Below are 13,358 nucleotides of genomic sequence, written 5' to 3'. Positions count from 1 at the left end.
CAAGTCATCTCCTAGTTTTATATCTCTTCAGTTTTAGAGGTTTAAGATGCTTTGGACGCTCCAACATTTTGTCTAATGGCCCTCGTATGAATAAGTCAATCCAATCCTTTCCAAAGAAAGGGGAAACTGGTGAAAAATAGGGTTGCTTGATTGAAGACAAGCTATTAAGATGGGCCAAAATGGCAATGATCCCAAGTGCGATCCCAATTATCCCAAATAAAGAAGAAAAAACAAGAAGCATCAATTGAATGAATGAATTTGCTTTTGTCATAAGGTAATTGGGAATAAGAAAGGAAGCTATCGTCGAGATCCCAACCATGACAATTAATACGTTGCTAGCGAATCCAGCCTCAACAGCCGCTTGACCAATCACAATACCACCAATAACCCCAAGTGTTTGACCTGTTTTTGTAGGCATCCTTAAACTGGCTTCTTTTATGATTTCAATAAAAATTAACATGATAAATGCTTCCCAAAAAGGAGTGAAAGGAAGCTTGCTCCTTGAGTCGACCAAGACCAGCAGTGTTTGTATAGGAATCATTTGATAGTGATGAGTTGTCAATGCCACATAGAAAGGAATCAATGTGATTGACAGAATGAAGCTGATATATCGGAGGATTCGCAAAAAACTGGAAACTGCCCATCGATTAATATAGTCCTCGGGTGATTGGAACAAATGGAAAAAAGTAATGGGTGCAACAAGAGCAAATGGTGTATTGTCTACCAGAAGGGTGATCTTTCCTAATCCCAGAGAATAAGCAACTACATCCGGCCGGTCAGTTTGCTGTAACTGAGGAAAAATACTGTTTTGATTTTCCTCCATGAATGCCGCAATTTGAGAAGAGTCAAAGAAGAGATCAAAATTAATTTCAGAAATCTTCTCTTTGACTGTTGAAACAAAATCTGGATTAGTCAACCCCTCTATGTACATTAAAACAACACTTGTCTCACTCATAGAACCGACAGTAAACTTCTCTGCTTTCAGTTCATGTATGGGGAGTCGTCTTCGAATAAGCGTAATATTTTGTTCTATTTGTTCACTAAAGCTGTCCTTCGCTCCGAACAAGATGGTTTCTGTTTCGGAAGTTTCAATGGCACGTCCAATAGGATTTTGTAACGGCACAGCTAACCAAAGGTTTTGAGAAGAATCAAATAACAAAATGGACCCTGAAAACAACTGTTTTTTTGCCTCTATAAAAATAGGAATGGGAATAATTGAGGAATTCACAATGCAATCTTGAAGATCAGGTTTGGAACAATTAGTTAAAGGTTTTATAATGCTTTCATTTAATTTTTCTTGGTCAATAAGAGTTCGTATGTAAACAAGATGAATTTTTCGAATATCGGAAACGTCAATTTCGACAAATTCTGCATCATCCATTTGAACGAGGCTTTTTTTCAGAGCTTCTATCGATAATTCTGATTCAGCTATTGATTGAGCAGCAAGCTTACTTTCAATTCGTTTTTTTTTCCAAAACATGTACATCCCACCCCTCTAGTCTTACTTAAATATTCATACACATTATTAGCAATTTAATATTAAAATATACATAACACGTAGAGGAGCATAACGACCCAAGAATTGTTAACCATACATATGCCAAAAATAAAATAATTATCTAAAATGATGCCAAAAGTTAAAGAGTTAAAGATAAACCCAATTCAATCAATCTAATACTTATAATTTGAGTGGATATAAAAATCGAATGCGTTGAAAGGGTTGATATTACTGTACTGGCAAAAATATCGCTAAGTAAACGGCGAAGAAATAATTAAAATCACACCGGGAAGCGAAAAAATGAACAATCCCGATTTCACCTATATCGAGGAGGAATGGAAGATTTCCTGAAAGAGAAAGCGGCGTGGATCCGGCAACATGGTTCAGTGGCACAGCAGACGTTGCAAAAGATTGCCGATGATCGGGTGCGGCTCCGTTCGTTGCTACGGGAAATCGAAGAAGCTTTCGATTATGGGAAAATCGCGGTCCATGCATTGGACAAAGCGATGGATAAGCTAGGTTCCGCCGAAGGGATGTCGATATGGGATACGTTCCTAGACGGCGGCTTGGTCGTCTCCGCACTTAAATATTCAGAAATGAACAGCTCAGAAGACTTGATCCATCAAGCGCAACGGGCATTGCGCCATTATCGGACCGAGTTGATGGATGTCCAAAATATTGCAGCTGAATCCTTCACAATCAGTCAAAATGACATCTTTACGTTCACAGATCTCTTCTTTGACAATATCTTCTCCGACTGGACGATCCATTCCCGGATCACCGATGCGCAGAATCAAGTGCAGAATGTACTTCGGGATGTACGGCGAGTGCAGGACCAGTTGGCCAGGAAACGCGATGAAGCGCAAGAGGAACTGGGCCGACTCGACCAGCAGGAGAAGGATATTATTGTTTCTTAATCGAGGAAGTCGCCTACCTGGACCGTATTTGAAAAACGGGAGCTCCTGTCAATCGGGAGTCCCACTCAAACTTCATAGCTAGCTTCTTCAATACGAATCCTTAATTCGTCCAGCGCATCCAAGCTTCACCGGGATGCGTTTTTTGTGTTGTTTATATGTTCATATACATTCATCCTTTACACATCCTGCGCATATAGTGTACTATATAACTAGAACACCGATACAGAAGGGGGTTACCACGTTGAAGCAGTGGAACGGGTTGTTGAAGAAAGAGTGGATTTCGATGAAGTGGCCGTTGCTTGCAATGGTCATTATAGGCATTGCCGTCCTGACGGTTTTTCCGTTTTTATTCATTCGGACATTCGGTTTGGATGTTCATTTCTATGAAATTACGTTGGTCATGAGTTTTCTTTGGGCGCTTGCTGGTACTCTGGTCCCGGTGGGAACGTTGCTTGTTTTGTTGGAGCGGGAGATGAAGCGGCCTGATGTATGGCTGCATTCAACGGTATCGATTTTTAAGTTGATTGGATCCAAAATGGCTTTTGCTGTACTGATTGGTATTATCAGTTTCTTAATACCGACTTTGGTGTTGGCCATCGAATACAATTTTGTCTACTTGCCGATTTTTGTGATGGGCGATATGTTCCGTTTCGGCGTCTGGTTTTTGATCACATTGTTTTACGCATCCGTCGCCGTCATGGGCTTTGGATTTTTCTTATGGGTGCTGTACCGATTGTTGAAACAAGTGATCAGAGGGTTTGCGGTGCCGGCGACTCTCTTGCTATTCGTCTTCTTTATATGGCTGGCGGCCCGTGTCGGACAAACGGAACTGTATGAGCGGATCGTGCAGGTCGGTAAAGTGGATTTATCGAAAGTGGCAACTCTTCAGACACCAGCCGGGGAATCATATGAATCCGGCCATTCCTTGTTTTATACAGCGGAGTTCTACACTGGGGAACTCGTGTTAGACGTCCTGCTCATGTTGGCAATGTTCATCGGTGGAGCCGTCTTGTTCGAGAAGAAAATACGGTTATGAGGAGGTTAGAAGATGAAAAGCTGGCGGGGGTTGATATGGAAAGAGTGGTTGCTGCTCCGATGGGGAGTAGGTCTTATCGCGGTCCTATCCTTTTTTGTGATACTAGGCGGGCCTCTAGCGATTCAGAAGCTGTTAGGTGTCCCGGGGAGTTACTTCAGTCATGCTCTAGTTTTTGGGGGAACTTGGATTGTCCTTCATTTGTTTGTTGGACTGTTCCTCCTTTTTACGAGTTTGGGAAATGAAATGAAACAGCCGGAAATTTGGCTTCATTCTCCTGTCCCGATGGCCGGGCTTGTTGGAGCGAAAGTGGCGTTCGCTTCAATTGTTACGACCGCTTCCCTGTTGTGGAATGGTCTGTTGCTCGGAATCGCCTTTTATTTATCGGAAGGGGGCGGCACGATTCCATTTGAGGAAGGGGTCCTTCCATTGCTCAGTGTGATGGTTGCCCTGTTTCTCCGCTCCCTCTTTGTCATGGGACTCGGCTTTTTCTTCTGGTCTGTCTATCAAGTATTGCATTCGCGGATTGGTAAATTCCTAGGCGCAACAGCTTCTTATATAATCTTCTTCCTAAGTACGATCTTATGGGAGAAGGTTCGGGTCTCGGGGATCCTTGACTCGTTGAAGGCGTTTGGACCGGTCAAATGGACGGATGCCGCCTTCTTCAATGAATCTGACAGTTATTTCTTCATGGGCATTGTTCCGGAAGGCGTTGTCTTCACCATCGGCGGGTTGCTGGTCTATGGTGCGGTGACCGTTGTCCTATTCATGGCCGGCGGGGTTTTATTTGAAAAGAAAGTGAGGTTATGACGATGGGCATTGAATTTCTACCTGATAAACCGATTTATCAACAGCTCATCGATCGCATTATCGGCGAAATTATCCGAGGCACTTTGCAACCAGGAGAGAAATTGCCTTCCGTCCGTGATTATGCAGTGGAGGCCGGGGTCAATGCCAATACGATGCAGCGTGTGTATAAGGAGTTGGAGCAAATGGAAATCACCGAAACGAGAAGGGGCCAAGGGTCGTTTGTGACGGAAGATGAAACGAAAATTGCGAAGGTCCGGGATGCGATGAAGGATCAATTGATCACGTCCTTCATCCAAAGTGTGGAGGCGTTCGGCTTTACGACGGATGAAATGATCCATCATTTACAAGAGCGGGGTGGGAACGATGATTGAGCTGAAAAACGTGTCGAAAAAGTATGGTAGCCGCAGGGCGCTCAACGATTTGACGCTTGCGCTGCCGAAGGGGAAAATCGTCGGATTGGTCGGGGAAAACGGTAGTGGCAAGACGACGTTATTGAAACTCATCGCAGGGCTGTTGACGCCGAATTCCGGCAGTGCCGAGTGCAATGGTGAAAAAATTACGCGGCGAATTGCCTCTTCCGTAGCGTATATGCCGGATGCGGATTTATTTTATCCCTATTTGACGGTGGGGCAGTTGTTTGAGTTTTATGAGTCGCAATTCGCCGATTTCAATCCGGTCAAGGCGAAAGAGATGGCCCAGTTTTTAAATATCGGGCTGGATTCGAAAATGAAGAACTTGTCCAAGGGAAATCGTGGTCGTGTGAAAATTGCGGTGACGCTTGCACGGGAGGCTGACTACTATTTGCTGGATGAGCCGTTTTCGGGACTGGACCCGATGGTGCGGGAGGATATTTCCAAGGGGCTGATCCGCTTCACAGATACGGAACGGCAAACGATTGTCATGTCCACACATGAGTTGAAGGAAGTGGAACCATTGCTCGATGAAATTGTCGTGTTACGCGGGGGCCGCCTGCTTGCGCATGAGTCGGTTGATGAAATCCGTGATGTCCATGGAATGGATGCGACCGCTTGGATGGTATCGCTGTTTAGGGAGGGAAAGTGAAGTGGAAACGAAACCGATTGTAGAGTTGCGCGGATTATCGAAATCAATCCGCTCGAAGAAACTGGTCGATGATTTGAACTTGGCGCTATATCCGGGTCAGATCACCGGATTTCTCGGGCCCAATGGTGCGGGGAAAACGACGACGATCCGGATGATGGTCGGTTTGATGAAACCTTCAGGCGGAGATGTGGTGATCGATGGGGTGTCGCTGGCAGAGTCATTCGAAGAAGGGATGGGGAAAGTCGGGGTCATCGTCGAAAATCCCGAGATGTACGGATATCTGTCCGGCTATAAGAATTTGCTCCATTTTGCCCGGATGCACAAGGGTGTGGCGAAGGAGCGGATTACGGAAGTCGTCAGTCAGGTTGGACTGCAAAACCGAATTCACGAGAAAGTGTCCACATATTCTCTCGGGATGCGCCAACGTTTAGGTTTAGCCCAGGCATTGCTGCACCGCCCGCGGTTTTTAATATTGGATGAGCCGACGAACGGGTTGGATCCTGCGGGTATCCGCGAGTTCCGGACGTATTTGCGGGAGATCGCGGAGAAGGATGGGATTTCCGTGTTCGTATCGAGCCATATGCTGTCGGAAATCGAGCTCATGTGCGACCGGATTGCCGTCATCCAGAATGGTCGATTGATTGATATCCGCAATATGGAGGAGTCGAATGAAAGCCATTACTATATAGAAGCATTTCCGGTGGATTCTGCGGAACGCTTGTTGGTGGAGGAAGGATTTACGGTGGAACGTTATAAGGAAGGATTGACGTTTGCCGCGGAGAAGATGCAGATTCCCGGGCTGATTCAGCAGTGCATGGAGAAGGGGCTTCGGTTATTCGAAGTACAGCCGTTCCGCAAGACATTGGAAGATCAATTTTTGGAAATGACGGGAGGTGGGCAGATTGCTGAAGCTCGTACAAAATGAATGGATGAAATGTTGGGCAAGGAAAGGGACCTGGGTCATGGCCGGATTGTTGGTCGTTCTCATCGCGGGGATGCTTGGTTTGACGAAATGGGTTGCATCTTCGGAAGGAACGGAGGATTGGCGGTCAGCGGTACAGGAAGAATTGGCGGGAGTTCAGGAATTGGCACAGGATCCGACCCTGACAGCCAGTGAAAAGGAGCAATTGATGGGGGAAGAGAAGGTGTTGGAGTATCGGCTCGCCCACGATATCGCTCCGATTGACTCTAATAGCCGGGAGGGCATCATCATGGATTCCGCCGGCATCGGATCCATAGCGGTCCTTTTTACAGTCATTGTGGCAGCGGGCATTGTCGCTTCGGAATTTTCACAGGGAACGATTAAAATGCTGCTCTCCCGTCCTGTCAAACGGTGGAAAGTGTTGACGTCAAAATATGTGGCGGTCGTGGCCTTCGGGATTTTATTGATGTTTATCGGGTTTGCGATATCGATTATCGGGGCGTACATCTTATTCCCGTCGGGGGGCGGCCAGGAGCTTGTTTGGAATGGACAGGAAGTCGTGACAGCTTCGATTTGGGGCAAAGGCTTATATTTATTGCTTTTGTCCTTCGCGAATGTGTTCATCATCGCCACCTTCTCTTTCATGATCGGCAGCGTGTTCCGTTCCAGTTCTCTCGCTATCGGGTTGTCCCTGTTTATTTACTTTATGGGATCCACCGTCGTTGTCCTGCTGTCCAAATACGAATTCGTGAAATATATCGTGTTCACTCATATGGATCTGACTATGTATGAGACAGGTTACCAAATCGTGGAGGGGATTACGTTGCCTTTCTCTTTGGCAGTGCTTGCAGTGTATCTCGTACTGTTCCTGGTCATCAGCTATTCGACCTTTACCCGGCGGGATGTGGCGGCATGAATGGGTGCTGAATGAAGAATAGTAATGTTATGCTATAATCCTCGTATTCTTACAAAGAACAGAGGAGAATGAAATGGAAATTGTTCAAAACTCTCCGTCCGATGAGCCGGCATTGCAGCTTCGGGACGTTTCCTATTCAACAGAGGGTATCGATATTTTACGAGGGGTGACAGGTCCTTTCCGGTGCGGGGAGATTACCACCCTGGTCGGTCCTTCCGGCGCGGGAAAAACGACTTTGCTGAAACTATGCAATGGGTTGGTGAGCCCGACTGGCGGGAACATTTACGTGGAGGGACGGGAGATTACCCATTTTTCGCCTACGGAACTTCGGCGCCATGTCGGGATTGTGCTGCAAAACTCGCCTATGACAACAGGCAGCGTGTTGGATAATATAGCGTTGCCCCTTCGATTAAAAGGCCAGGAGCTTTCGGCGGAAGAAGCGGTAGATGTGCTCGAGCAGGTTGGCTTGGATCCCGATTTTATCCATCGCGATGCAAATGGCCTTTCGGGAGGACAGCGGCAGAAAGTGTCGATTGCTCGGACTTTGCTCAATGATCCCCAAATTCTCTTGCTGGATGAAATCACGTCGGCTTTGGACCCATCGTCGGTACGTGAAATCGAGGCATTGATCCGCAAGCTGAATACGGAAAGAGGAATCACGGTCATTTGGATTACGCATAATTTCGAACAGGCCAAACGGATGGCCCATTCGGTTTGGGTGATGGTCCGGGGAGAACTTGTGCAGACGGGTGAAATTTCGCTATTGGAGAAATCCAGCAATCCGATGGTGGACCGTTTTGTAAACGGGGTGTCCGAATGACTCCGTTGGCATTGGCGCTCACCTTGGTATTTGTCCTGATTCCATTGGCTTTATCCAAAACGCTCGGTTTGCGGCTGGAACGGGATACGATGATCGCGACAATCCGTTCCATCGTGCAATTATTGCTAGTCGGGTTCGTCCTGCAATTCGTATTCGACTCGGAAAGTTATTTATTCATCGTGCTGATGGTTGCCTTGATGATTGCCGCGGCTGTGCAGAACGCCCGCAAGAAAGGGGGAGGCATCCGGGGCATTACATGGAAGTTGGCTGTGACCTTTGTTGCGATTGAGCTGCTGACGACGGCCGCCACGAGGAGCGTCTGTCTCGGCTTCTTATCCTATCCATCTCTTTTCAATGAGAGGATGCAACTGATCCGCCTGGGCCGATAGGCCGTTCCAACGAAAAAAGCCCTCCATTGTGGGGGGCTTTTTTCGTTGGCTCAATTATTTGAACTGAATGTACGAACGAGACCTAAAATTGTGCCGATTCCAATAAATGCGAACAAGAAATACATGATGTATAAGAACCACATACTGAACGTCACTCCTTTTATACAGAATCCTCTTTCCATTGTATCACCTAACCGATGGCGAGGCAATGCTGCACGGGCGGGGAGCGGCGGAATTGTGGCGGAATGGTTGCGGAGGTCGCGAGTGAACTGGCGAGTGCAAGCAAATCCAGGTGGGGCGCAAGGATCGTGGCTCCAGTGCAAGTACCCTGTGAGTGAGTGCAAGGAATCGGGCGTGGAGTGCAAGCAAAATAGGGAAAGCAAGCAAATCTAATTGGAGCGCAAGGAACCGTGGCTCCAGTGCAAGCACCCTGTGAGTGAGTGCAAGGAACCGGGCGTGGAGTGCAAGCAAAATGGAGAAAGCAAGCAAATCTAATTGGAGTGCAAGCAGCCGTGGCCCCAGTGCAAGCACCCTGTGAGTGAGTGCAAGGAATCGGGGGTGGAGTGCAAGCAAAATGGAGAAAGCAAGCAAATCTAATTGGAGCGCAAGGAACCGTTGCTCCAGTGCAAGCACCCTGTGAGTGAGTGCAAGGAACCGGGCGTGGAGTGCAAGGAATTATTAGTTGAATACAAGAAATCGCAATCTGTAAACGAAAAAGTTTTATAAAAACTAGTCAAAATCAGAATTTGAAGGAGTTAAAGAACGGTTTAGCTATCCAAAATCGTATTTTGCCGCTTAATAAGGGGGATTTGATGACAAAAATAGGATCAAATTATAACTTTCTATTTCCATATGGTTTCCAATTGAAGTCTGTGTTACGCTCAGCAGAGGAGGTGAATGGACAGTTGATAGTCAAAAAAAGGTCTGTTCCATACAATTTAATCGGAATGCATGCTATGCAGGAGAGGATTTTACCCACCCACCCATTTGCAGAGAAGCTTAAAGAGCGGATCCGGATTGCTCAAGCTGGTATCGTGGATCAAATCTTTTTGAAGTATCAATTTGGTTTCGAGCATTATATATTCCACGACTTGAATTTAACTTCAACCGGAAAATTTCAACTGGACACGCTGTTTCTTTCTCCTCAAGGTGTTTACATCTTGGAAATTAAAAATATTGCGGGCCGTATTCATTTTCCAAATGAGTGGAATCAAATGGTCCGTGTCCTGGATAACGGTCAAACGGATGCTTTCGAGTGCCCCTCCGTCCAGCTGGAGCGGAATTGTTTTCTATTGGAAGATTGGTTTCATTCCAGAAATCTTTCTGTTCCGATTACAGGCGCTGTCGTCTTCACTCAATCCAGGCAGTTGATCGAGAATTCCCGGCCTCGTTTGACCATGCTTTTCCCATATGAGCTTCCAAATGTTCTCCGAAAACGAGAGCAAAAGCCCCCCATCTTAGATAGTAAAACCTTATCAGTGATAGTACATGAACTATCGAGTGCACACCAGGATTTCAATCCATTTCCACTATGTAACACGATGAATATAAGTCCACTTGATATAAAAAGTGGTGTTCAATGCGAGAATTGCGGGATGCTTGGCATGGATAAAATATTCCGTGGCTGGATTTGTCCGGGTTGTCACCATGTTAGTAAACGAGCGCATCAGCGGACTATCCAGGATTGGTTCATGCTGGTAAGTGAAACTATGACAAATCGGGAGTGTCGGGAATTTCTCCATGTATCAGCGAACTATACTGCTGCCCGATTGCTCGGCGAGTTGCCTCTTGAACCAGAAGGGATGAGCAGGGGGAGATTTTATCGTTTTCCCTTAAATCTGATGAAAGAGGATTATGAGAAAAGCCCTGATTCGCAAGGAACGCTCCACTGAGTGCACGAACCTGCCATCCGAGTGCAAGGAATCCCTGGTTGAGTGCAAGCAAAGGCGTTGGGAGTGCAATAAAACCGTCTGCCTAGCGTAAAATCTAACGCCCTGCAAGGAACGCTCCACTGAGTGCACGAACCTGCCATCCGAATGCAAGGAATCCCTGGTTGAGTGCAAGCAAAGGTGTTGGGAGTGCAATAAAACCGTCTGCCTAGCGTAAAATCAAGTGTCCTGCAAGGAACGCTCCACTGAGTGCACGAAACTGCCATCCGAGTGCAAGGAATCCCTGGTTGAGTGCAAGCAAAGGCGTTGGGAGTGCAATAAAACCGTCTGCCTAGCGTAAAATCGCCCTGCAAGGAACGCTCCACTGAGTGCACGAAACTGCCATCCGAGTGCAAGGAATCCCTGGTTGAGTGCAACGAATCCTGCTGGGAGTGCAATGAACCATCTTCTGGGTGCAAGCAAAACCATTTCGGCCATCCCATGACCATTTCACCACACACCCCTGTCTTTCCGCTCTATTTCCGCTTGCCATGAAACCGTCCGCTGGCTCCAGCCGTATACGTAGCAACAGAAATGGGGGTGTTCGGATGAGAAACGTGGTAGGGGTTCTTCTGGCAATCCTGTTTTTCATGCTGCCGGCTCCTCTCGTGGAGGCGAAGTCTTATACGATTGATCAGGTGCAGATTAAAGGATGGCTTCAGCCGAACGGGGATATGGTCGTCAATGAAATCTTCACGTATACGTTCGACGGCGAGTTCACGCAGCTGCATCGATCCTTCCCGCAGAGGCATAATTCGCAAGTCGATACGTTCGAAGCTTATTTGCTTGATCGCAACGATGCTGTTGTCGGCGAGGTGACGAATGAGATGTTGACGCCGGCTGCCGTGACGCAAGAGGGCTTGACCCGGACGACGGCCGTCCAAGCGAAGGATCAAACGATTTCTGTCCTCTACATCTATTATTTGCGAAATGCGGTGCAATCCACCGATACATATAGTGATCTCAATCTCACTTTTTTCGAAGAGGGCTCGAATCATGATGAAGATATTCAAAATATTAGCATTGCGTACGTTCTGCCCGGTGCTGTAGGCGAATCCAACATCCATGGGTTTATGTACGATCGAAACGGAGGAGTGAGCCATCTGTATGAGGATGGCATCATCTTTGAAACGCCAGCGTCCGAGGCCCGAACCTTAACGGCGACGCGGGTTCTATTTCCTTCAAGCATTATGACGGAGCAGCAAAAGTCAGCAGAATCGCAGTCCTTTGAAAAGGTCGTTGCCGAGGAAACGCAGAACTGGGAGGCCTATCAGAAGAGGTTGGCCCGTACCCCGACGATTAAAATGATGGTCAAAGGAGGAGCCATTTTCTTCGCCCTCCTCGCTGCTTTGTTCTTATTCATGCGCCAGCGCCGGGTCGTGCCGTTCGGCAGCATCGATTTCGTTCTTCAAACCGATCCCGTCTATCTAGCATATATCGATCGGAATGGTGCCTATCAATCGAGGAATTTCTTGGCGGGACTGCTCTCTTTGGCGGAAAAAGGCCATGTGAAAATCATGACGGAACCATCCGCAGAACGGTTTAAGAGACATCCTTCCGCCCCGGAAAAAACCCTTGCCTTCCAATTGGTGCCGAGTACGCAACCATTGCTGCCTCATGAGAAGACCTTGGTAGCTTGGTTATTTAAAAGCGGTTTGAAAAATAGGACGTTCCATTTGCAAGATATCGCAGGGCAGGCAAAAGGGGAGAAAGAGCGGAAAATGATGTATTTGCGTCGCTATTATACCTTTGATAAAAATCATCGTATTTGGCACGAGGAAGTCCGGACCCTTCTTGAAGAGGCGGGTACGTTGTCCAATAAACTCCCGACTGTTCTTGGTTGGATTACATTTATCCTTACCGCAATACTGATGTCATCGGCTTTTTATGTGAACAATCCAAGCACCTGGAACTTTGTGCTTCCGGCCATTCTCTTAGCTATGGCCCTTGCTGGATTTAGAAAAAATCGTCTTGTTCCGATTTTTTATTTTGGTGTGTTGTTTTTCCTCTCGCGGGAATGGGCACCGAGCGATCTGCAAAATGCGACCTTATTCCTTCTCTTGTCAGGGGCGATTTTTATTGGCAGCCTTTCCGATTCCCTCATTGTTTCAAAGAGTGGCCTGCATGCAAAAATTAGCATCCGAAAATTCCAAGCGAGCCTATCCAAAGGATTACCATCCCATCTTTCGGAAGAGGACCAGAATCGCTGGCTGGCACGTGCGTATTTATTGAATAAAGAGAAGAGGACACTTCCGAAGCTCAATGCGTCCGTCTTACCCGCCGTTCCTATGGCCACTTTGTTCGCTTTGGAAGAAGACCCGATGCAGTTCATCCGTTCCACTTGGGACTCGATGAATATCCCGACGGGTGGCGGGTCCAGTGGCGGTACATCCGACTATGGCGGCGGCAGTTACAGTGGAGGCGGAGGTGGAGATGGCGGAGGAGGCGGCGCAGGAGCGGATTGAACAAAAAGGGGCTGTCTAGAAAGTGGATTTTCCGGTTAAACACGCAAAAAGCAAGGGCTCTGGTCGCTTTCCGCGGGCCAGCCGACGAGCCTCCTCCGGCTTACAGCCGTGCGGGGTCTCGTCGGCCGGCTTTCCCGCAGGAGTCTCCCGGCGCCCTTGCTTTTTGCTAGTATCCAACTCTGTGCCTGGACTTTTCGTACAGCCCCTTTGTCATGCGCGCCGTTCTTCTTTTAATAGATCACGGATTTCCTCAAGGAGGACTTCCGTCTTATCCACTACCACTTCTTCTTCTTCTTCTTTGACTTCCTCTTTCCGCTTAAATTTCAGCAGGAGGCGGATGACGAAGAAAATCGAAAAGGCGACCAGAAGAAAATCGATGATCGATTGAAGGAACAATCCGTATGTAATGTTAACTCCCCCGATTTCCTGATGAAGTTTGGAAACGTCGATCTTCCCGGTCACCGCACCGATGATAGGCGTGATGATGTTTTCCACGAGGGAGGTCACGATTTTACTGAAAGCTGCTCCGATTACAACAGCAATCGCCAGATCGAAGACGTTGCCTTTGAAGGCAAATTCCTTAAATTCTTTCCACATA

Annotated in this window: 13 protein-coding genes; 11 read left to right on the top strand and 2 right to left on the bottom strand. The window is 47.3% G+C overall.

Annotated elements, in window-relative coordinates:
* Positions 1-4: 4 nt before the first annotated feature.
* The gene (locus tag MKY41_RS17295) at positions 5-1,480 is read right to left on the bottom strand and encodes a spore germination protein (RefSeq protein WP_340746249.1); all 1,476 of its coding nucleotides are present in this window, start codon (positions 1,478-1,480) and stop codon (positions 5-7) included.
* A 353-nt stretch (positions 1,481-1,833) separates the two neighbouring features.
* On the opposite strand from MKY41_RS17295, the gene MKY41_RS17290 reads away from it, so the two are divergent.
* From MKY41_RS17290 to MKY41_RS17240, 11 genes are all read left to right on the top strand, one after another.
* On the top strand, positions 1,834-2,415 hold the full coding sequence (locus MKY41_RS17290; RefSeq protein ID WP_340746248.1) for a hypothetical protein: 582 nt from the start codon (positions 1,834-1,836) through the stop codon (positions 2,413-2,415).
* 241 nt (positions 2,416-2,656) lie between these two features.
* Positions 2,657-3,451 carry a hypothetical protein gene (locus MKY41_RS17285; protein WP_340746247.1) on the top strand — a complete coding sequence of 265 codons (795 nt, stop codon included), beginning with the start codon at positions 2,657-2,659 and terminating at the stop codon, positions 3,449-3,451.
* Between the two features lie 12 nt (positions 3,452-3,463).
* Positions 3,464-4,258 carry a hypothetical protein gene (locus MKY41_RS17280; protein ID WP_340746246.1) on the top strand — a complete coding sequence of 265 codons (795 nt, stop codon included), beginning with the start codon at positions 3,464-3,466 and terminating at the stop codon, positions 4,256-4,258.
* A gap of 2 nt (positions 4,259-4,260) precedes the next feature.
* A complete protein-coding gene (locus MKY41_RS17275; RefSeq protein WP_041076267.1) occupies positions 4,261-4,629 on the top strand; it encodes a GntR family transcriptional regulator in 369 nt (122 codons plus the stop codon).
* Positions 4,622-5,320, top strand: a complete 699-nt coding sequence (locus MKY41_RS17270) for an ABC transporter ATP-binding protein (RefSeq protein WP_340746245.1) — start codon at positions 4,622-4,624, stop codon at positions 5,318-5,320. The genes MKY41_RS17275 and MKY41_RS17270 overlap by 8 nt, the downstream gene beginning before the upstream one ends.
* A complete protein-coding gene (locus MKY41_RS17265) occupies positions 5,277-6,245 on the top strand; it encodes an ABC transporter ATP-binding protein (protein WP_445683356.1) in 969 nt (322 codons plus the stop codon). Before MKY41_RS17270 ends, MKY41_RS17265 begins: the two co-directional genes overlap by 44 nt.
* Positions 6,223-7,158, top strand: coding sequence for an ABC transporter permease (locus MKY41_RS17260; protein ID WP_340746243.1), 936 nt, complete (start codon positions 6,223-6,225; stop codon positions 7,156-7,158). The genes MKY41_RS17265 and MKY41_RS17260 overlap by 23 nt, the downstream gene beginning before the upstream one ends.
* 73 nt (positions 7,159-7,231) lie before the next feature.
* On the top strand, positions 7,232-7,978 hold the full coding sequence (locus tag MKY41_RS17255; RefSeq protein ID WP_340746242.1) for an ABC transporter ATP-binding protein: 747 nt from the start codon (positions 7,232-7,234) through the stop codon (positions 7,976-7,978).
* Positions 7,975-8,367 carry an ABC transporter permease gene (locus tag MKY41_RS17250; RefSeq protein WP_052483861.1) on the top strand — a complete coding sequence of 131 codons (393 nt, stop codon included), beginning with the start codon at positions 7,975-7,977 and terminating at the stop codon, positions 8,365-8,367. The genes MKY41_RS17255 and MKY41_RS17250 overlap by 4 nt, the downstream gene beginning before the upstream one ends.
* 812 nt (positions 8,368-9,179) lie before the next feature.
* The gene (locus tag MKY41_RS17245) at positions 9,180-10,259 is read left to right on the top strand and encodes a nuclease-related domain-containing protein (RefSeq protein WP_340746241.1); all 1,080 of its coding nucleotides are present in this window, start codon (positions 9,180-9,182) and stop codon (positions 10,257-10,259) included.
* A gap of 584 nt (positions 10,260-10,843) precedes the next feature.
* Complete coding sequence (locus MKY41_RS17240; RefSeq protein ID WP_041072142.1) at positions 10,844-12,760, top strand: DUF2207 domain-containing protein; 1,917 nt, start codon at positions 10,844-10,846, stop codon at positions 12,758-12,760.
* A gap of 210 nt (positions 12,761-12,970) precedes the next feature.
* Here MKY41_RS17240 and mscL read toward each other — a convergent pair whose 3' ends face one another.
* Positions 12,971-13,357 (bottom strand): large conductance mechanosensitive channel protein MscL, encoded by a 387-nt coding sequence (gene mscL / locus MKY41_RS17235; protein WP_340746240.1) that lies wholly within the window; start codon positions 13,355-13,357, stop codon positions 12,971-12,973.
* Between the last annotated feature and the right edge of the window lies 1 nt (position 13,358).

Source organism: Sporosarcina sp. FSL W7-1349, from assembly GCF_038003045.1.
Classification (GTDB): Bacteria; Bacillota; Bacilli; order Bacillales_A; family Planococcaceae; genus Sporosarcina.
Note: the sequence above shows the minus strand (reverse complement) of the source record. Positions and strands in the feature narration are given on the sequence as shown.

Excerpts from the sequence above, each read along its gene's own strand:
- MKY41_RS17295 (WP_340746249.1), bottom strand. The coding sequence starts at position 1,480 with ATGTTTTGGAAAAAAAAACGAATTGAAAGTAAGCTTGCTGCTCAATCA.
- MKY41_RS17290 (WP_340746248.1), top strand. The coding sequence starts at position 1,834 with ATGGAAGATTTCCTGAAAGAGAAAGCGGCGTGGATCCGGCAACATGGT.
- MKY41_RS17280 (WP_340746246.1), top strand. The coding sequence starts at position 3,464 with ATGAAAAGCTGGCGGGGGTTGATATGGAAAGAGTGGTTGCTGCTCCGA.
- MKY41_RS17275 (WP_041076267.1), top strand. The coding sequence starts at position 4,261 with ATGGGCATTGAATTTCTACCTGATAAACCGATTTATCAACAGCTCATC.
- MKY41_RS17270 (WP_340746245.1), top strand. The coding sequence starts at position 4,622 with ATGATTGAGCTGAAAAACGTGTCGAAAAAGTATGGTAGCCGCAGGGCG.
- MKY41_RS17265 (WP_445683356.1), top strand. The coding sequence starts at position 5,277 with ATGCGACCGCTTGGATGGTATCGCTGTTTAGGGAGGGAAAGTGAAGTG.
- MKY41_RS17255 (WP_340746242.1), top strand. The coding sequence starts at position 7,232 with ATGGAAATTGTTCAAAACTCTCCGTCCGATGAGCCGGCATTGCAGCTT.
- MKY41_RS17250 (WP_052483861.1), top strand. The coding sequence starts at position 7,975 with ATGACTCCGTTGGCATTGGCGCTCACCTTGGTATTTGTCCTGATTCCA.
- MKY41_RS17245 (WP_340746241.1), top strand. The coding sequence starts at position 9,180 with ATGACAAAAATAGGATCAAATTATAACTTTCTATTTCCATATGGTTTC.
- MKY41_RS17240 (WP_041072142.1), top strand. The coding sequence starts at position 10,844 with ATGAGAAACGTGGTAGGGGTTCTTCTGGCAATCCTGTTTTTCATGCTG.
- mscL (WP_340746240.1), bottom strand. The coding sequence starts at position 13,357 with ATGTGGAAAGAATTTAAGGAATTTGCCTTCAAAGGCAACGTCTTCGAT.